20 protein-coding genes are annotated in these 18,231 nt (G+C 37.3%); 15 read left to right on the top strand and 5 right to left on the bottom strand.

The window, feature by feature from the left end; all coding sequences use genetic code 11:
* The first annotated feature begins 9 nt into the window (after window positions 1-9).
* The 5 genes from flgN to fliW are packed head-to-tail and all read left to right on the top strand — an operon-like array spanning window position 10 to window position 4,706.
* The gene (flgN, locus tag ACMCNP_RS00695) at window positions 10-483 is read left to right on the top strand and encodes a flagellar export chaperone FlgN (protein WP_419312444.1); all 474 of its coding nucleotides are present in this window, start codon (window positions 10-12) and stop codon (window positions 481-483) included.
* Complete coding sequence (flgK, locus tag ACMCNP_RS00690) at window positions 484-2,853, top strand: flagellar hook-associated protein FlgK (RefSeq protein ID WP_419312441.1); 2,370 nt, start codon at window positions 484-486, stop codon at window positions 2,851-2,853.
* 56 nt (window positions 2,854-2,909) lie between these two features.
* Entirely contained in the window at window positions 2,910-3,887 is a 978-nt protein-coding gene (locus ACMCNP_RS00685) for a flagellin N-terminal helical domain-containing protein (protein ID WP_419312438.1), read from the top strand.
* Between the two features lie 15 nt (window positions 3,888-3,902).
* Window positions 3,903-4,139 (top strand): carbon storage regulator CsrA, encoded by a 237-nt coding sequence (csrA, locus tag ACMCNP_RS00680; RefSeq protein ID WP_419312435.1) that lies wholly within the window; start codon window positions 3,903-3,905, stop codon window positions 4,137-4,139.
* Window positions 4,140-4,160: 21 nt separating this feature from the next.
* Window positions 4,161-4,706, top strand: coding sequence for a flagellar assembly protein FliW (fliW, locus tag ACMCNP_RS00675; protein ID WP_419312432.1), 546 nt, complete (start codon window positions 4,161-4,163; stop codon window positions 4,704-4,706).
* Here fliW and ACMCNP_RS00670 read toward each other — a convergent pair.
* From ACMCNP_RS00670 to ACMCNP_RS00660, 3 genes are read right to left on the bottom strand one after another with little or no spacing between them, the layout of a single operon-like run.
* A complete protein-coding gene (locus ACMCNP_RS00670; RefSeq protein WP_419312429.1) occupies window positions 4,703-5,686 on the bottom strand; it encodes a diguanylate cyclase domain-containing protein in 984 nt (327 codons plus the stop codon). The two genes, fliW and ACMCNP_RS00670, sit on opposite strands and share 4 nt — an antisense overlap.
* A gap of 40 nt (window positions 5,687-5,726) precedes the next feature.
* Entirely contained in the window at window positions 5,727-6,629 is a 903-nt protein-coding gene (locus ACMCNP_RS00665; RefSeq protein ID WP_419312426.1) for an HDOD domain-containing protein, read from the bottom strand.
* Window positions 6,630-6,634: 5 nt separating this feature from the next.
* Entirely contained in the window at window positions 6,635-6,961 is a 327-nt protein-coding gene (locus tag ACMCNP_RS00660) for a hypothetical protein (RefSeq protein ID WP_419312423.1), read from the bottom strand.
* A gap of 107 nt (window positions 6,962-7,068) precedes the next feature.
* On the opposite strand from ACMCNP_RS00660, the gene ACMCNP_RS00655 reads away from it, so the two are divergent.
* Both ACMCNP_RS00655 and ACMCNP_RS00650 read left to right on the top strand, forming a co-directional pair.
* Window positions 7,069-7,428: a hypothetical protein gene (locus ACMCNP_RS00655; protein WP_419312421.1), complete on the top strand. Its 360-nt coding sequence runs from the start codon at window positions 7,069-7,071 to the stop codon at window positions 7,426-7,428.
* Between the two features lie 12 nt (window positions 7,429-7,440).
* Window positions 7,441-8,415 carry a PilZ domain-containing protein gene (locus ACMCNP_RS00650; protein ID WP_419312418.1) on the top strand — a complete coding sequence of 325 codons (975 nt, stop codon included), beginning with the start codon at window positions 7,441-7,443 and terminating at the stop codon, window positions 8,413-8,415.
* On the opposite strand, the gene ACMCNP_RS00645 is transcribed toward ACMCNP_RS00650, so the two are convergent.
* Window positions 8,412-9,203, bottom strand: a complete 792-nt coding sequence (locus ACMCNP_RS00645) for a flagellar motor protein MotB (RefSeq protein ID WP_419312415.1) — start codon at window positions 9,201-9,203, stop codon at window positions 8,412-8,414. The genes ACMCNP_RS00650 and ACMCNP_RS00645 overlap by 4 nt on opposite strands.
* A 2-nt stretch (window positions 9,204-9,205) precedes the next feature.
* Entirely contained in the window at window positions 9,206-9,988 is a 783-nt protein-coding gene (locus ACMCNP_RS00640) for a flagellar motor protein (RefSeq protein ID WP_419312412.1), read from the bottom strand.
* A gap of 180 nt (window positions 9,989-10,168) precedes the next feature.
* Between ACMCNP_RS00640 and ACMCNP_RS00635 the strand changes: the two genes are divergently transcribed.
* From ACMCNP_RS00635 to ACMCNP_RS00600, 8 genes are all read left to right on the top strand, one after another.
* A complete protein-coding gene (locus ACMCNP_RS00635; protein ID WP_419312409.1) occupies window positions 10,169-11,020 on the top strand; it encodes a transglycosylase SLT domain-containing protein in 852 nt (283 codons plus the stop codon).
* 24 nt (window positions 11,021-11,044) lie between these two features.
* Window positions 11,045-12,370 (top strand): FliI/YscN family ATPase, encoded by a 1,326-nt coding sequence (locus ACMCNP_RS00630; protein WP_419312406.1) that lies wholly within the window; start codon window positions 11,045-11,047, stop codon window positions 12,368-12,370.
* A 20-nt stretch (window positions 12,371-12,390) separates the two neighbouring features.
* On the top strand, window positions 12,391-13,455 hold the full coding sequence (gene mqnC / locus ACMCNP_RS00625; RefSeq protein ID WP_419312403.1) for a cyclic dehypoxanthinyl futalosine synthase: 1,065 nt from the start codon (window positions 12,391-12,393) through the stop codon (window positions 13,453-13,455).
* 75 nt (window positions 13,456-13,530) lie between these two features.
* Window positions 13,531-13,893: an RNA polymerase-binding protein DksA gene (gene dksA, locus ACMCNP_RS00620; protein WP_419312400.1), complete on the top strand. Its 363-nt coding sequence runs from the start codon at window positions 13,531-13,533 to the stop codon at window positions 13,891-13,893.
* A 65-nt stretch (window positions 13,894-13,958) separates the two neighbouring features.
* Window positions 13,959-14,363, top strand: coding sequence for a response regulator (locus tag ACMCNP_RS00615; protein WP_419312397.1), 405 nt, complete (start codon window positions 13,959-13,961; stop codon window positions 14,361-14,363).
* Window positions 14,364-14,402: 39 nt separating this feature from the next.
* Window positions 14,403-17,363 carry a response regulator gene (locus ACMCNP_RS00610; protein WP_419312393.1) on the top strand — a complete coding sequence of 987 codons (2,961 nt, stop codon included), beginning with the start codon at window positions 14,403-14,405 and terminating at the stop codon, window positions 17,361-17,363.
* 43 nt (window positions 17,364-17,406) lie between these two features.
* Window positions 17,407-17,781, top strand: coding sequence for a response regulator (locus ACMCNP_RS00605; RefSeq protein ID WP_419312390.1), 375 nt, complete (start codon window positions 17,407-17,409; stop codon window positions 17,779-17,781).
* Window positions 17,774-18,208 carry an acyl-CoA thioesterase gene (locus ACMCNP_RS00600; protein ID WP_419312387.1) on the top strand — a complete coding sequence of 145 codons (435 nt, stop codon included), beginning with the start codon at window positions 17,774-17,776 and terminating at the stop codon, window positions 18,206-18,208. The genes ACMCNP_RS00605 and ACMCNP_RS00600 overlap by 8 nt, the downstream gene beginning before the upstream one ends.
* The last annotated feature ends 23 nt before the right edge of the window (window positions 18,209-18,231 follow it).

Raw genomic sequence — 18,231 nt, 5'->3', positions numbered from 1 at the left:
ACATTTATTATGGAAAATTTATCCGAATATAGAAATAATCTTAACGAGATACTCGAAATTATTTTAAACCTAAAAAAGGAGATTGAAGAGTTTTATCTATTTTTGAGTTCAAATTTTAATCTCTTTGAAAACATAGATATATTTAACAAAAAGAAAGAACGGTTAAACGAATCAATAGGAAGGCTGAAGGGCAGGCTTCAAACCGTTTCATTTTTACAGCCGTGCGAAAAAATAAATGAAAGCAAAAAAAACGAGGAGTTTGAACACTTGAAGAATCGGATAAAAGATGCGGTTATCGAAATCGGTAAAATCAACGAGGCATTTTCCGGCTTAATTAAAAAAAACATACACTATAATCAACTAACGATTTCATTCATTACCGACGCATTCAGCAAAAGTTCGATTTATAATAGGTCCGGTTCAAATGAATCCGGTTTTTTTCCGTTAAAAAATATTTTAATAGGACCCGGGGTTAAGGTTTAAATGCTTACCATAAACAATATATTCGATATTGCCGAATCGGCAATGACGACAAATCAGACGGCTATGAATACCGTTTCTCAAAACGTCGCTAATGCCAACACCCCTTTTTACAACAGTGAAACTCCGGTTATAGTCGAAGCTCCGGCGGTTATAGGAGAGCCTTACACCTACGGAACAGGCGTAAATGTATCGCATATTCAAAGAAGTACGAACGACTTTGTCCAGTCGGAGGTTAACGGAGAAACTACTTGGAATAGCTATTACACCACTTTATATCAGGGGTTGGACCAGATCCAAAACCTATTTAACGACCAGTCTGGCTCCGGTTTTAGTTCGGCAATATCCAAATTTTTCAACGATTTTCAAAATGTCGCAAACGACTCATCGAATACGGCACAGAGAACCGCATTGCTTTCGGATGCAAATTCCCTCTCCGGAAATATTAATAACGCCTACACTGCCGTAATGAATATGGTTTCTTCGACAAATACCTCCATAAAAGGCGCTATACCGGAAATCAACAACCTTGCCGATAGGATTGCTTCGCTCAATAAGCAGGTTACATATGCTAAAAATGCGGGAGGCAACGCCAACGAACTGCGGGACGAGAGGATGAATTCCGTGAATGAGCTTTCCAAATTAGTCAATATTTCATATTATAAAAATAATAGCGATAAAATCAATATATCTATAGGTAATGTGCCTATCGTAATAAGTGATTCATCCTTTAGCCTTTCGACGCACATTGATTCATCCAATTCGTCTGCATTAGATATTATGTGGAACGGACCGGACGGCTCTACACAGAGTATTACTAAAAATATTACAGGGGGTAGTCTCGGTGCTTATGTAAACCTTGAGCATGTCGCGGCTCCGTCTTATATAAAACAATTAAACTCCTTGTCAGCGTCCATAGTCGACAATGTCAATTCTCTGCAACATAGCGGTTACGGGCTTGGCGGTTTGACGGGGAACTATTTTTTTAATCCCGATTTGACTACCGCAGTAGGAACTAATACTGTAACAAATAAAACGGTAACCGATGCTGTTATCTCTACGGGGTATATTACCGATCCGTCTAAGCTCACGGGGAACAACTATACGGTTTCGACGACCGGCGGAGGTACTTTTATCGTTAAAAACGCCACTACGGGTCAAGCTTTAAGCGGTTCCGAGGTTAGTGTTTCTTCTGTAACCAATAAATATGGACAAAGCGTGTATAAGATTGATTTCGGCGGGGTTTCAGTCAATATTACCGGAACATCTACTGACGGAGCTGCTCCGAAAAACGGCGATACTTTTATCGTCAATCAGTTAACGACCGATCCCGCTTTTATTATGGCGGTTAATCCTAATCTGTCTACTTCTCAGGTTGCTGCCGCTTCTGCCGTTGCAACGGCTGTCAGTCCAAGTAATACCGGCAACGCTATTGTAAGTGCCGGCTCGGTGATTAACCCCACCGATGTAACCGATGGAACCGCTATTTCAAGTAGTAATGGCGGCGGACAGTATGATATAACTTATGTTTCGTCTGATCTCTCGTCTGCTGCCGCTTCAGGTGCTACTACGATTACGATAAACGGAAACTTTCAGAATAATTTAAATACGCGTGATAATTTTTTGGCAGGTCAGCAAATTTTAATAGGGAGCACGAGTTATACCGTTTCTAACGCTTCGGGGAGTGTCGTTTATAACAGTACTAATGATACTACGAATATCACATTGAGTTCCGGTCTTACAAAAGCATATAGTTCCGGTACCGTCGTTTCGGCATTTTCCGTTAGCAACAAAACTACCGGAGAGACGCAATATTTATCAATCCCTCCAACTGTATCAAGTTTAGGACAGAATGATTATTCCATATTTTTCGGTAATCAAAATAATATAGGTTCAACCGTATCTGCCCGAAATTTCCATGTGAAAATAGCAGGAACGCCGTCAAACGGAGATTCATTTACTGCAAATATTATATCTCCAAAGCCTGATTCGACTCCTTCGATATATGCTACAAATATGACCTTATCTCAAATGAAATCTGTAGGCCTTGACGGAAATAACGAAAATGCCTTGAATATCGGATCGCTTCAAAATAATAATGTGCCGATTAACGGAGTCGATACGCCTATTTCGACTTACTATTCCGGTATTGTGTCTAATATCGGAACTCAGGCTCAAAGCACGCATGCTAATTACACTAACTCAACCTCGGTTATTTCAAATTTGCAGAATCAATTGCAGTCCTTCGTAGGTGTAAATATGAACCGGCAGATGACCGATTTAGTTAATTATCAGAATTCTTATCAGGCAGCAGCAGCAATAACGCATTCGGTAGAGGCTATCATGACAGCCCTTTTAAATATCGTTCCTTAATAATATATGACGTAGGCGGTAAAACTATAAATTTTTGTGCGAGCGGGGTGATTTAAATGATTCAGATAACCGACAGTATGATATATAATAGAATAAATAACGAGCTTTTAAGCGAATCTAACAAGGCTTATAATCTTCAGGACGAGATTTCAAGCGGTTTAAAAATTGACTATCCGCAAGATAACCCTGAAGGTATGGTAAATATTCTATCTTACAAGAACAGCACTGCGCTTATAACGCAATATAATTCTAATGTCGGTCTTGCCGACGGGGTCGCTTCTTTAGCCTCTTCAACCCTAAATAACGTCATCGGCGTAGTAAATCAGGCAAAGACACTTGCAATTGAAATGGCGAACGGTACTAATACGTCTGTGAATGATACGGATGCCGCTAAAGAAGCGGGTCAGATCATAAACGAGCTCTTGCAGTCTGCCGATACCTCTTATAACGGACAGAATATTTTTACCGGAGATAATCTTAATCAAGTTTCCGCATATACTACCGCATCGGCTTATTACTCCGCTATAAATTCAAACGGAACGTCTACTAAAGTTCATTATAACGTTTATACCTATACGGGAACGGATGTAAAACAGGCTTACCGGATTGCGAAAAACGAAACTATTATGCCGTCTCTTACCGCCGATGCAATATTCGGCAATGATACGGCAACGAGTGCTTCTCACACTCCCTCAGGGTTGATATCGGTTCTTTCTCTTTTTAAATCAGAGCTTTCAAAAGGGGTTTATCGGCGCAACTCCTCGGCTATAATCGGCGGAATTACAAACGGACTAAATCGGATATTGTCGGCTCAATCTACTCTCGGTACTATCGTGCAGAGGTTAAACGGACAGCGGGAGAGTTATCGGATTGTATTATCTAATATTTCACAACTTTTAGGACAGACTCAGGACGTCAATGTCGCCAAGGCTATGACGAGCCTCACGCAGGCGCAGGACTCCTATAAGGCTACGCTTGAAGCGGCTTCAGATATTACGTCTTTGACTCCCATTCTCCTTAATTATCTTAAATAACTTAAAAATTATTATATGCTTATTCTTGCTAGAAAAACGGGTGAAAGTATAAAAATAGGTGATAATATAACTATTGAGATTATATCGGTTACGGGAAATACGGTGAGGATCGGGATAGACGCCCCTAAAGAAGTTGGTATTTTAAGGAAAGAGCTCTACGATATAATAGAGAATGAAAACGTAAACGCTTCTAATTTAAATCTCGACTTTGGAGATCTATCGGAATTAATAAAGAAACCGCTAAAAAAATAAATAAATATGGAGGTCTTATAAGTGAACGGCGAAAATGAAATTGTAGTAAGAAGTATTTATTATCCGGACGGGGTAGCGGTAGAAAGATCGAAAATAATCGAATTCGTTAAACCCATATTAGGCTTCAATTCTTATAAAAAATTTTGTATTTTAAACATAAATAAGGAAGAAAATATACCGTTTTTTATTCTGCAAAGTATAGAAGACGAAAAATTATGTTTCATTATTGCCGACCCAAATTTTTTTTTCAAGGATTATAGTATTCCTATTTTAGAGGAAGAAAAAGAAATATTACATCTTTCCGCCAAAGAGAAAGCAATAATATTTGTTATAATGACGGCTTGCCCGGATCTATATTTATCTACCGTAAATTTAAAGGGTCCCATTATTATAAACACGAAAAATAATAAGGCTATTCAGACAGTCTTAAATAACGATATGTATTCTGCAAAACAAAAATTGCCAATAGTAAAAAATAGTAGCGATAACCAGTCTGATTTACAAAGGGTATCTAAACTTACAGACTCAATCGACGGCGAAAATAAAAATAAATTGGATATACTTTAATCTTGCCTTTTATCCAAGACTACATTAGACCCCGTTTTTTCTTTAGCTAAAGCCTTTAGTCCAGAGGCTATTTCGCTAATCTGTCCATAGTGGGTAATTCTTTTGTTTACATTGGGGATTACGGCGACGGAAAGGCTCATCACCGGAAAACGGTTTAGTTTTTTTCGCCTATCGTATGTTTCGATATAGCCCCTTTTTTTATCGATATCGTTGTAAAACGAAAGTATTATTTTATCAAAATCATTTACTATGATATCGGTGATATCCTTCATATCTTCGGGATGAGATATCAAGATAAAGTCATCCCCTCCGATATGTCCTATGAATACGTATTTTTCAATATTCCTATGCCTTGTTTTTGAGATATTATAAACCGTATTAACTATAAGCCTCGATGCCATCATAATAACCTCGTCACCCCTTAAAAACCCGTATTTATCGTTATACGACTTAAAATTATCTATATCTACATAAGCGAAGGAAAAAATCGTTTTATTATCCAATTTATTTTTAACGGATTCCATTATAGACGAATTACCCGGTAACTTAGTCAGGGGATTTGCGTCTAAAGCGGATTTTGATGCGCATACGATGCTGTCCGTTTTATGTCTAAGCTCAAACGGGCTAAGAGGTTCTTTGATGTAATTTTTCAAAAAGTATTTTTCATTTTTTATATCTTCGAAATCAAAGTTAACGGGAAGTATAAAAAGAATAGGAATATTGCTGAGTATATTGTCTAACTGCATATCATTAATCATTTCAAACTGCCTTTTACGCGCTTCCCCGCTTTTAAAAGCTATTTTTACGGCTATTATTATTAATTGGGGCAGTGAGATATATAGTGAGTAATATGCTTGGTTAAACGAGTCAAATAGCTTAGTATTATATCCCTCTAATTCTTTATTAACTAAGGATCTATAGTCAGAGCTTCCGTCCAAAACGACAAATATATCCAGATCATTTTTTTTATCTTTACACATATCGCACGATTAGATCTTATATCCGGTTCGTTATATTTAATTAGTCGAATATAGATAATTCGTTTTTAAAGGGATAAACTTCTTCTACTATATTTTTTATGAAATTTAAATCTATATTTAAAATATTTACGGTATCCGTATTTATTTTTTCGATATATGCGTTTCCGGAATAACCCATACCCATAGCTCGCGTTAAAAAATCGGAAAGATTTAATATTGCCGTTTCCGTTTTAAATTCACTTGCAAGGTTTACGTTATGGTGATATTTTATAGGTAGATAAATTGACGAAGGCAGGTTCCATTCCTTTGTAAGCATGTATCCCAACTGATCATGGGAGATATTTAATATATCATGTTCTATATCGGTTAACGGTCTCTTGTCTTTTTCGGCGATTATCATGATTTTTTTGAAATCATCCCTAAAAGCGATTGCCGTAATAACTTTTCCAATGTCGTGCAAAAGCCCGGCCGAAAACATCATATCTGCATCCGCGATGCCGTTCTTTTTTGACATTTTGTTCCCCTTTTCTCCACTGTTGTTAAGGTGTATATCGGCAATATATTTTGCTGTGAAGGCACAAAAAAGACTGTGTTCCCATAGCCCTTCCATGGCTTCTTTCATTACGGTAAAAACCGAAGTAGAAATAACGATGCTTTTTAAGACGTTTGCTCCAAGAAGAACAATAGCATGGTTTATGCTGTATATTCGCTGGGGGAACCCGTAAAAAGGGGAGTTTACCATTCTTAAAATCCTTGACGAAAGACTTATGTCAAGGCTCATTAATTCACCAATGTCCTTTATTGAGTAATCGTCGTTACCCATTTCTTCCGAAATCTTCGATAATATCTTCGGTAGTGTGGGTATATTTTTTATTCTTTTTATTGAGGAAACCAACTCGTCTAAGATGTCGCCTCTTTTTTTCGGCTTATTTTGAATATTCATACATTTCAGTTTCTGCCGTAGTTTTTTAATATTGCCGATTTTATGATTTCTTTAATACCGCGCATAAATCCATCCCCATCGATATTCTCAAATCTTTTTGCCAGCAGGGATAGCTCTTTCTCCATATCTTCCTCATTGCCGGTATAATTTTCTTCGATAAATATATAATTCCCCTCAAATCCGCTATCAATAAGCGTTAGCCGTTTTATCCTTTCTATAATATTTTCGTCAAGCGTCACCCCTTTTTTAAGAGCGGTAAGACCGTTGCCGGAGATAATATCCATAGCCAGCACATCGCCTTTTTTAACGCTTTCTATTAAAATTTTTTTCATATATAATCGAAACATCCCTATTATCATATATAGCTTGTATCATACCATATTATATTATAAAATTATAGAGATAAGATAAAAATACCGTGTTATAATTTAATGAAAAGATGACTAAAAACTCCTTGGGTTTAAAAATTAAAATTGCAGATGAAATTATTGTCATAAACAAATATATACTGCTTATTCTTCACGAGAGGAGAGAAAAAATTACCGATATTTATCACGTATTTGATAGAAAGGTTTTTTTGACCGCACTTTTTTCCAAAATAACGATAGGGTCGACGGAAGAATGCGGCGACCCGGCGCTCATTCCTTTGCTCAAACAAAGATTATCTGATATAATGAAGATAGACGGGGTCATTACTAATATTTTAATAGAAAGAAAATCGGAGATGGGTAAAAAAATTTCAATGTTAGAAAAAATTTCTAATGCGATTAAAGCATATGGAGTTAGCAATCCCGCATAGTCATAGAGAGATATGGATAATTTAGGCAATCGTTTTTATAAAAATCAGGATATAATTTTTAAAACGCCTCAAAAAAAATTTCGAGGATTTATTGATAGAATAGAAGACGGTTTTCTATTCATTCTTCTTTATGCATCCTCGCCTGTCGAAAAACAGCATTTTTCAAACTACGCAGACAAAGACGAAGATATGCTTAACGATACGCAGGCGTCAGAATTAGGCAAAGACGGCTATGCTATAGACGAAGACTTGTCTTTAATAAAAAACTCCACCGATTTCAGTATGATATGCCCCGGTTTATACCAGACCTTTACGTATAAACCCTTATTGAAAAATATTTCTAAAAATGCAAAAAATATTTCATTAAAAATTAAAATTACCGGGATGTCGGCTGAGAGAGAAGGTAGAGAGTTTCTGCGCATAAAGGCGACGATTCAGTTTATTTATGAAGAGATTTCCTTAAAAGAGTTTCTTAACACGAAAGATACTTATATTTCCAAACCTTCTTTTACGACATCCGTTTACGGAATTTACAATATGATCTCGCCCAAAATTTACCAGTCGCAGGCGGAAGGAGATGCGGAAGCCTCGGTAAATCCGCACATAGACAGGCTCCTCATTGCAATAAACAGTAAATTAGATGTTATTCTTTCACTGCTCAATCCGGAGGCGTCTATTTTTGCGGACGTTAAAGAAAAACTTGTATCTATAAGCGGTTCAGGGATTATGTGGACCGACAAAAAAAACGATGAAAACAGAAATTTAAAACAGGGTAATATTATAAAAATTACAATGCTATTTCCTGCCGTTCCTCAGTTTATTATAAAAGCGCAAGCTCAAGTAGTAAAAGTTTATATCGAAGACAAAGGCGATTTCGGCGACATAGCTATAGCGTGCAAATTTATCGCCTTAAATGAGTCTGACAGGGATGAAATAATTAAATTTACTCTCGAAAAACAAAGGCAACAGATTAAGAAATCCTCTTAAGATCTGGGAAGTTCATTATTTAAAAAAGTCGAAAGAACTACGATATTTACTCTTCGGTTCAGTGCCCGTCCGGCTGCCGTTTTATTGCTTGCGACGGGTTTATATTTTCCATATCCGGAGGCGGAAAGTCTTTCCGGAGGAAAGTTAACGCTTTTTATGAAAAAGCCCAAGACACTAACCGCCCTGGCAGTAGAAAGCATCCAATTATTAGGATATCTTATCGTGTGGATAGGCGTAGAATCGGTGTAACCTTCAATGGTAACGTTGTTTTTTACGTTAAGTAATTCTAATGCTATATACTTTAAAAGTGGATAGTATTTTTTTAATATCCTTGCACTTCCGGATCGGAAAAAACTCGAGCCTTTTAGGGATATAATAAGTCCCCGCGTAGATTTGTATATTATAAACGACGATTTATAGGCGCTGTTTCCGAATGCGAATGATTTTATTTGCTTTTCAATGTTGCTAAAAACTATCGCCTCATATTTTTCTTCTTTGATTAATGTTTTGTTAGATTTGGAGACCTTAAATTGCGATGGGGCGACATGCGCAACTACTAAGCTCGGTGTTGAGGCAATATTTGGTCTTGATGTAGAAACAGTGATAAATTTATTCGCCCCGAACGCCTGTTGAATAGATACTGCCAGCTCCTTAAGCCTCACATTGTTAACTTTAGATATGGCGAACATTACTATAAAAAACGACAGTAGAGTAGTTAGGAAATCGCCGTAGCTTATCATCCATCTTTCCTTATTAGATCCCTCTGGGGGTTTCTTTTTTCTTCTCATTTTTATTTCTCCGGATGTTTTGCTTCATATATTTTTCTCTGCGTATCATTTAAAAATGATTTTAACTTTTCCTCTATGAGTCTGGGGTTTTCACCATTTTGTATAGATTTTATTCCCATAAGCATAATTTCATACTTTAAAACCTTTGCTTTCAAGTTTATCTTAAGCTTGCTAGATATGGGAAATAAAACGACGTTTGCAAACGCGAGACCGTAAAACGTTGCAGTAAACGCTACGGCTATGCCCATGCCTAATTTATTAGGGTTGTTTAAGTGCTGCATAACGTGAATTAATCCTAAAACAGCGCCTATTATGCCGAGGGTCGGGGAGTACCCCCCCGCTTGTTCGAAAACTCCGGCGCTTTCTTCCCCGAATTCTTCTATGTTGGATAATTCGGTTTCCATAATTTCCATAACCACCTGAGGGTCTATTCCATCCACTACCAACGACAATGCCTTTTTTATAAAAAAGTCGGGGTTGGTATCTATGTCCGATTCCAAGGCGAGCACTCCGTTTTTCCTTGCTTTTGTAGCGTAATTAAGGATTTCGGATATCGTATTTTCATATTCCACTTTTGGAGGCAGAAATATTTCTTTAATGCTAAAGGTGGCTTTTATTAAACTTTTAGTAGGATTTCCCGCAATAGTAGCTCCGGCGGTTCCTACGAGGACTATAACCAATCCTATCGGGTCTACCAGTTGCATCATGGTAGAACCCTGCATCAAATTGCCGACTAATATGCCGCCTATGCCCAGAATAAACCCTACGATAGAAGCTATATCCATACTTTTATTATCATAAAATTTAGATTGAAATTTTTAGTTTTGATCTAATATATAATAATATATATCCGTTATTTTTTAAATCATTTTTTGATTATTACCCTTCTTTTATTAAGAATTTTATTATGATATAATTTTATAAACGGTATTTTTAACTGAATTTAACCGAAAGATATTGAATATATGAATATCACAGATGTCTTAAATATCCCGCCCGCAGTAGGGGTGGCGGATAAGAGCGAAAAAGCCGGAAAGACGAAAGGGAGTGAGATCTCTCCCGAAGAACTTAACAAAATAAAGTTTGTCGCTTCAAAATTCGAAGGTCTCTTTTTAAATATGATTTTCGATTCCATGGCTAAAGGGGTTGAAAAGGGTTCGTTTATAGACCGCGGAACGGGTTACGAAATATTTAGTTCGCTTTTTTACAAAGCCGTATCCAATAACGAAAATTATGGTAGGGGTATGGGTATAGGCAGAATGATAGTGGATTACTTTAAAGACCATCCATCTATGGTTACCGCCGGAGGGCTTAAAGAGTTGGATGCCGCAGTGTCTGAGCTTTCTGCCGCCGGTAATTTGTTTAAGGCATATAATTTATCTTCTAAATATAATGTCAGTAATATTAAGGATCTAAGTTACGTTACGGTAGACGGGCTTGCAAAAAAGGCATCCGAAACATACGGTGTTTCGTACGGTTTGATAAAGGCGGTTATAAAAACCGAATCCGGATTCGATCCTTACGCCGTTTCCGATAAAGGTGCCGTCGGGCTTATGCAAATTATGCCTGGAACGGCAAGGGAACTTGGCGTAGATCCATATAACCCCGAAGAAAATGTTTTGGGTGGCACTGCATATCTTAAAAAACTTTTAAATCTTTACGATGGAAACGTGGAACTTGCACTTGCCGCTTACAATGCGGGGATAGAAAACGTCAACAAATATAAAGGTGTACCGCCGTTTGAGGAAACGGAAGATTACGTTAAAAAGGTTCTATCCCTTTACAACGAATATAATTCTTTAGACTCTAAATCTTAAATAATAAGTATGGTATAAGGCGATATGGGAAGACTTATCAATTTAAGGGAATACAGCGATTTACTTGAAAATGCAACCCTGTTCTTAATTAAAGGAAGACTGACGAAGGCCGTTGGACTTATTCTTGAAACCAAACATCCGGCGCTTTCCATAGGAAAAATTTGTCGCATTAAAAGCGGGGGTCGTAATAGCGAACTCGGTGACGTAATTGCCGAGGTTATAGGCTTCAATCAGGATAAAACTATACTTATGCCGTTTGGTGATACCTCCGGTATAAGTTTGGAAAGCGAAGTTACACTGCTTGACGAAGAAGAGAAATTTCCCGTCGGAGAGGCACTTAAGGGCAGGGTCATAGACCCATTAGGCAACCCTATAGACGGTAAAGGCGAGATTCACTGTAAAGATTACGCAAAGATAATTAATGACCCCCCCTCCCCTCTTTCCAGAAAAAGAATCAGAGAGGTCATGGATGTCGGAGTCAGGGCCATAAATTCCTTTCTTACCGTAGGCAAAGGACAGAGGATCGGAATTTTTGCCGGTTCCGGAGTAGGTAAAAGCGTCCTTCTCGGGATGATTACTAAATATTCTCAATCCGATATAAATGTTATTGCCCTGATCGGTGAAAGGGGACGTGAAGTCAGAGAATTTGTCGAGAAAAATCTTGGGGAAGAGGGATTAAAAAAATCGATCGTCATAGTCGCCACATCCGATAAATCTCCGCTTGTCAGACTTCGCGGGGCGTTTGCGGCAACGGCGGTGGCCGAATACTTTAGGGACAAGGGATGCAACGTCTTATTTCTAATGGATTCAATAACTAGATTTGCAATGGCTGCACGTGAAATAGGGTTATCGGCCGGTGAGCCCCCCACGGTAAGGGGCTATACTCCATCCGTTTTCAGTATCCTGCCGAAGCTTTTAGAGAGAGCCGCCGGTTCCGATAAGGGCAGCATTACCGGAATATATACGGTTTTAGTTGAAGGCGACGATATGAACGAGCCGATATCGGATACCGTCAGGTCTATTCTTGACGGGCACATTGTTCTCTCTAGAAAGATTGCCGAGAATGGAGTTTTTCCGGCGATAGACGTACTTAATAGCTTATCAAGGGTTATGCCGGACATCGTTTCTGACGAACATTTGCTTAAAGCAAGGGATGTTTTAAACGTAGCATCCGTTTATAGGATAAACGAGGACCTTATAAATATAGGTGCATACTCTAAGGGTTCTAATGAAAAAATAGATTTTGCCATAGACCGGATAGAAAAGATAGAAGATTTTATCAGACAGACCCCCGATAAGAAATATTCGTTCTATGAAAGCATAAGGGGATTGGAAACTCTACTAAATTAGAAAAAACATATTTTAATATAATGAGAAAAAATAAAACGGTGAATAAAGAAATGCAGGCGAGAATAAGCAATAGCGAAGCGCTCTATCTATTTAGAAATAAGAACCTGCTTGAGTTGGGAAAAATGGCAGACGACTATAGAAAATATAAACATCCTAAAAATATTGTTACCTTTATAGTAGACAGAAATATAAATTATACCAATGTATGCACGTCGGAGTGCAAATTTTGCGCATTTTATAGAAAACCGGGATCCAAAGATGCTTATGTTCTGTCTATGGAGGAAATATTCGACAAAATTAGGGAAACTAAAGAGTTGTGCGGATCCCAGATTTTACTTCAGGGAGGGTTAAATCCGGCTCTCGATTTTGATTATTATCTAACCCTCTTGCGTGAAATTAAGGGTAAATTCGATATCCACATTCACGCCTTTTCTCCCCCCGAGATTGCTTATTTTGCGGACTTAAGCGGTATTACTGTCAAAGAAGTAATTCGTCTTTTGAAAAAAGCGGGGCTTTCTTCCGTGCCGGGCGGCGGTGCAGAAATATTATCTGATAAGGTAAGGAGAAAGATTAGCCCAAATAAGATTAACGTCGATGAGTGGTTAGGGGTCATGGAGGAAGTACATCTATCCGGGTTGAATTCGTCTGCAACCATGATGTTCGGAACCGTAGAGACCGACGAAGATATAATCGGGCATCTTTTTAAGCTACGGAATCTTCAAGACAGAACCGGCGGTTTTAAAGCCTTTATTCCATGGAGTTTTCAGGGCAAAAATACGGCGTTGAATCCCAGAGGGGTTTACGGACATTATTATCTCAAGGTGCTTGCTATTTCAAGGATAGTTTTAGATAATTTCGATAATATTCAGGCGTCATGGGTTACGCAGGGCGCAAAAATGGGTCAGGTCGCTTTAAGTTTCGGCGCTAACGATATGGGCTCAACCATGATAGAAGAAAATGTAGTTAAAGCCGCCGGTACGTCCAATAGTACGATAGATGAGAAAATGATGGTAGGGCTTATTAAAGATGCTGGGTTTATTCCCGCTCAAAGGATTAATGACTATAATATAATAAAATTTTATTAATAGTAATCATAAAAATATGATATAATTGTGCTTGCTAAAAAATAAATTAATGGAGAATATAGAGGAAAACCGCCGGTGACAGAAGAAAGATTATTATATTTTAAAACGGTACTTAATAAAAAATTGGAATCTTTGCTGAACGAAGCCCTAAAAACCGTTGATACGATGACGAAAGAAGATGATAATTTTCCAGATCCTACCGATAGAGCCACGCTGGAATCCGATAGAAACTTCGAATTAAGAATAAGAGACAGAGAAAGGAAACTTATACCTAAAATAGAGGAAGCGTTAAAAAGGATAGAAAACGGAACATACGGCATATGCGAAGGTTGTAGCGGAGAGATATCGGAAAAGCGATTAGAATCGAGACCGGAGGCGACTATGTGCATTATTTGCAAGACAAATGCAGAGGAAATAGAAAATAGGTCTAATATGTAGTAAGAATATATCTAACGTGTTGCTTGAAGTAATGTAACGGCATAAATTTAAAATAATTAAGAATTATGATAAATTCATTGCATAAAGTAGGTAATTCTTATAAGCGCATACTTATTGTCGAAGATAACAAGATGCATTCGGAACTTTTAAAAATCATCATCCAGTCTTCATTAGATGCCGGCGTAGTTATAGCTGAAAATGGCAAAGAAGCATTAGATAAAATAACGGACGATTGCATTTTTGACCTTATAATAATAGACATTATGATTCCAAAGATTAACGGAATAGACGTTCTTAAAGCAATACGTAAGATTTACGAGAGAATCCCGATATTAATGCTCAGTGCGTTAAGCAGCAGCGAAGCTGTGGACAAAAGTTTTGCCGCGGGTGCGGACGATTATGCAACAAAACCTATAGAAAAAAGCTCATTGATGGAAAAAATCGGCATTCTATTAGAAAAGGATCTGTAAGATAAAATTATCTATGATTAAAGGAGATTTTTATTTAGTTTGAAAAAAGATAGCAATTTTATAAATGGCGTTATGGCTAAGATACTGATTTACGGTGGCGGAAATGCCGCTAAAACTCTCATGGAAATGTTTTTGGACGACAAAAACGTCGTAACGGTCGCTCTTGTAGCCAGAAATTTAACAAAAGAAGGAGTTTTATATGCAAAAAAAATAAATATCAGATGTTTTAAGACCATAAAAGAAGTAAAAGATAACGGCATAAATTTTAATATAATTTTGAATTTAACCGGAAAAACAGAACTGGAGCTGCCGGAACTTATGGCTCTTCACGATCGTGAAGTAGAGATAATCAACTCAATCAGCTCTAAATTAATTTACGATCTTCTTTATGATAAACATAAAAGCCAGATAGACAAAGAGAACGTCATCAGTCAATTGAAGGAAGGGAAGGCATACTTTCAGAATATCCTTGACGATTCATTCGATATGATAATGGTTACCGATTGTCGCGGGATTATTACCGAGTTTAATAAAGGCGGAGAGAATATACTCGGTTATTCTAAAAGAGAGGTCATCGGAAAAAAAGCCTCCGATTTTTATATTAATCCGGAAGAAAGGAGCGATATTTTTGAAAAACTTAAAAATGATGAATTTATCGCGAATCATGAAACCGTTCTAAAAAAAAAGGATGGAACTGTCATTGACATTTCCCTCACTATATCTCGTATTTTAAACAAAGCCGGTGAAATAATCGGGACAATCGGAATATCTAAAGATATTACCGAAAAAAGGATCCATGAAAATAAGCTTAAAGAGCTTAATGAAAGTCTCGAGTATAAAGTTATAGAAAGGACAAAGCAGCTTGAGAAAAGTAATAAGGAGCTTGCAAGGGCAAATGAGTTAAAATCTAAATTTATCGCGAATATGTCCCACGAACTAAGGACGCCTCTTAACGCTATCATAGGCTATTCCGACCTGCTTGTAGATTCGGTCGATTTGAGCGAAAAATACAAAAAATACATTAATAATATTTTAATATCCGGAAAGCATCTGCTTCAGTTGATAAATAATATACTCGACATCTCAAAAATAGAGGCAGGGATGTTTTCTTTGGAATATTCGGTGTTTCCGTTAAATGAGGCCTTGGGTGAGGTTATATTAGTCTTGCAGTCCCTTGCAGACAAGAAAAACATTTCTATCTCTATCGACAACAATTGCGGGAAAGACTATAAACTATATTCCGACAGAATTAAATTCAAGCAGATAATGTATAATTTATTGAGCAATGCCGTTAAGTTTTCCTTTGAAAATACGGAAATAAAAATAGTATGCAAAAATATCCTTCCCTCGTTCGACATTAAAACCGCATCCAACTTCAGGTCAAAGAGATATGATAATTCCGAAGACAAGGTGTTTGAGTATGTTCGATTAGAAGTCGTTAACAGGGGTATAGGTATTAGCGAAGATTTTAAAAATAAAATATTTGAGGAATTCGTCCAGGCGGACGGCAATTATTCAAGACAGTACGAGGGTACCGGTCTTGGACTGGCGCTTACTAAAAAAATTATCGAACTTCACGGCGGGCATATAGATTTTGAATCCGTTCAAGACGGAATTACTAATTTTACATTCACACTCCCCAATCCCCTCAAAACCGCCCTGTCTCCGCAACAATTGGATAAAGCAGAAGATACTCTGATAACCGTAGACGCAAAGGCCTTTTTCAGAGACAATAATATCAGAAGGAACAAACCCCTTGTTCTTGTCGTCGAGGACGACAGGCCTACGTCGGAGCTTTTTACTATAAATTTAGTCAAATCGGGATATTCCGTAGCTCATGCTTACGACGGTATTGAGGCAATAGAAAAGGCGAAGAGCCTAAAGCCTTTTGCCATACTTTTAGATATAATGATACCTAAAAAAGACGGATGGGAGGTTTTAAGCAAACTAAAATCAGATAAAGAAACAAAAAATATACCCACCATCATAACGAGTATTATAGATAATAAGGACCTCGGGTTTGCACTTGGGGCAACGGATTATCTTATAAAGCCTATAGGCAGGGAAACACTTATTCAAACCCTGTCTCAGTTTACGCTCACTTCAAAAAGAAAAAGGAGGCAGGTAAATATTTTATTAATTGACGATGAAGCAGTCGTCCATAAAATGATTGAAAAAATCCTAACGCCGGAAGGTTTTAATCTACTTCATGCATATAGCGGAGAGGAAGGACTTAAGATGGCGATAGAGCTGAAGCCGGATTTAATATTGCTTGATTTGGTCATGCCGGATATTGATGGATTCGAGGTTGCGAAAAATATTAAAAAACATCCTGTATCGGCTCAAGTCCCTATATTTATTATTACCTCAAAGGATCTGTCCGTCGAAGAAAGGCTGAGGCTTTCCGGCAATATTGAAAGAGTAATCGGGAAAAAAGCCTTTTCGGCAGAAGAATTGAGTCGTTCCATAAGGGAACTGGAGATTCTATATCCGCAAAGAGCAGGGCTATTCGATGAAATTACCGGGCTTTTGGATCATAACTATTTTAATATAAGGCTTGCGCAGGAAGTTAGTAGGGCTAAACGATACAATATAGTATTCAGTGTAGTTTTTTTGGATATAGATAATTTTAAAGAATATTGCGATATCGCGGGCAACTTTCATTCGGATATCGTTCTTAAAAAGATTGCCGAAATGTTGAAAAAATTTTTGAGGGGTTCTGATGTAATAGTAAGGTTTGGTTATGACGAATTTGCATTGATCCTTAATAATACGTTAAAGGGAGCAGCTGTTAACGTATCGCACAGGTTTTGCAAGGTTATAAAAGATTATCCGTTTTATAAAGAAGAAGAATTAAAATCCGGAAAGCTGACTGCATCATTTGTGGTAGCCTCTTTTCCTAAAGACGGAAAATCCCCTGAAGAACTTATTTCTAAGATTTACAACAGATTATGCGATGTCAAAAACCGCGGCGGTAATGCGGTAGTCGAGGTAAATTGAAAATCAATAGAATGATTTTGTATATTTTTTGCGAGGCAAGGGTATGCAGTATAAAGTTATTATTGTAGAGGATAATAGTATTAATATGGACCTTTTGAAGGCACTGTTAGAGCCCTTTAATCTCAATATAACAACAGCGTTTGACGGATACGAAGCCTTGAAAATAATAGGCGAAAACTTAGACATATCTTTAATTTTATTAGACATAGGTCTTCCGGGAATAGACGGCATTGAAGTCTTTAAAAGGCTTAAAGAGTCCGACGCAACAAGGAATATTCCGGTTATTGCAGTAACCGCCCACGCTATGACGGGCAATAAAGAACACCTATTGTCTTTAGGTTTTAACGGTTTTGTAGAAAAACCGATAAATAAAAACTTACTTTACGAAAAAATGAAGGAATATATAAAACTTGGATAATTTTAAATTTTATACCGAATTAAAGGTGCGATATGAAGAGACGGATGCAATGTCTGTCGTTTATTACGGCAAATATTTTGTCTTTTTCGAGGTGGCGAGAACGGAGTATCTTAAAAATATCGGGCATAACTATGTTGATATTGAAGAAAACGGATTTTATTTTATGGTAGTGGAATCTAACTGTAAATATTATAACCCAGCACGTTACGACGATGATTTAAGAATATTCACAAAAATAGAATATGTCAGGAATTCAAGCTTTAATTTTTTATATGAAGTAGTGAAAGAAAAAAATGGCGGAAAAATTCGGATAGCAAAGGGCAATACTGTTTTGGTATGTGTAAGCAACAAGGACTTTAAGCCTCGTAGAATACCTGAATATCTTAGAATAGCAATACAAGACTTCGAAAATACCCCCATAGGTTAATTAAAAAATTGCCAATTACGGCA

This window comes from Candidatus Acidulodesulfobacterium sp. H_13 (assembly GCF_048541835.1).
GTDB lineage: Bacteria > SZUA-79 > SZUA-79 > Acidulodesulfobacterales > Acidulodesulfobacteraceae > QIJE01.
Note: the sequence above shows the minus strand (reverse complement) of the source record. Positions and strands in the feature narration are given on the sequence as shown.

Excerpts from the sequence above, each read along its gene's own strand:
- flgN (WP_419312444.1), top strand. The coding sequence starts at position 10 with ATGGAAAATTTATCCGAATATAGAAATAATCTTAACGAGATACTCGAA.
- flgK (WP_419312441.1), top strand. The coding sequence starts at position 484 with ATGCTTACCATAAACAATATATTCGATATTGCCGAATCGGCAATGACG.
- ACMCNP_RS00685 (WP_419312438.1), top strand. The coding sequence starts at position 2,910 with ATGATTCAGATAACCGACAGTATGATATATAATAGAATAAATAACGAG.
- csrA (WP_419312435.1), top strand. The coding sequence starts at position 3,903 with ATGCTTATTCTTGCTAGAAAAACGGGTGAAAGTATAAAAATAGGTGAT.
- ACMCNP_RS00670 (WP_419312429.1), bottom strand. The coding sequence starts at position 5,686 with ATGTGTAAAGATAAAAAAAATGATCTGGATATATTTGTCGTTTTGGAC.
- ACMCNP_RS00665 (WP_419312426.1), bottom strand. The coding sequence starts at position 6,629 with ATGAATATTCAAAATAAGCCGAAAAAAAGAGGCGACATCTTAGACGAG.
- ACMCNP_RS00660 (WP_419312423.1), bottom strand. The coding sequence starts at position 6,961 with ATGAAAAAAATTTTAATAGAAAGCGTTAAAAAAGGCGATGTGCTGGCT.
- ACMCNP_RS00655 (WP_419312421.1), top strand. The coding sequence starts at position 7,069 with ATGACTAAAAACTCCTTGGGTTTAAAAATTAAAATTGCAGATGAAATT.
- ACMCNP_RS00650 (WP_419312418.1), top strand. The coding sequence starts at position 7,441 with ATGGATAATTTAGGCAATCGTTTTTATAAAAATCAGGATATAATTTTT.
- ACMCNP_RS00645 (WP_419312415.1), bottom strand. The coding sequence starts at position 9,203 with ATGAGAAGAAAAAAGAAACCCCCAGAGGGATCTAATAAGGAAAGATGG.
- ACMCNP_RS00640 (WP_419312412.1), bottom strand. The coding sequence starts at position 9,988 with ATGGATATAGCTTCTATCGTAGGGTTTATTCTGGGCATAGGCGGCATA.
- ACMCNP_RS00635 (WP_419312409.1), top strand. The coding sequence starts at position 10,169 with ATGAATATCACAGATGTCTTAAATATCCCGCCCGCAGTAGGGGTGGCG.
- ACMCNP_RS00630 (WP_419312406.1), top strand. The coding sequence starts at position 11,045 with ATGGGAAGACTTATCAATTTAAGGGAATACAGCGATTTACTTGAAAAT.
- mqnC (WP_419312403.1), top strand. The coding sequence starts at position 12,391 with ATGAGAAAAAATAAAACGGTGAATAAAGAAATGCAGGCGAGAATAAGC.
- ACMCNP_RS00615 (WP_419312397.1), top strand. The coding sequence starts at position 13,959 with ATGATAAATTCATTGCATAAAGTAGGTAATTCTTATAAGCGCATACTT.
- ACMCNP_RS00605 (WP_419312390.1), top strand. The coding sequence starts at position 17,407 with ATGCAGTATAAAGTTATTATTGTAGAGGATAATAGTATTAATATGGAC.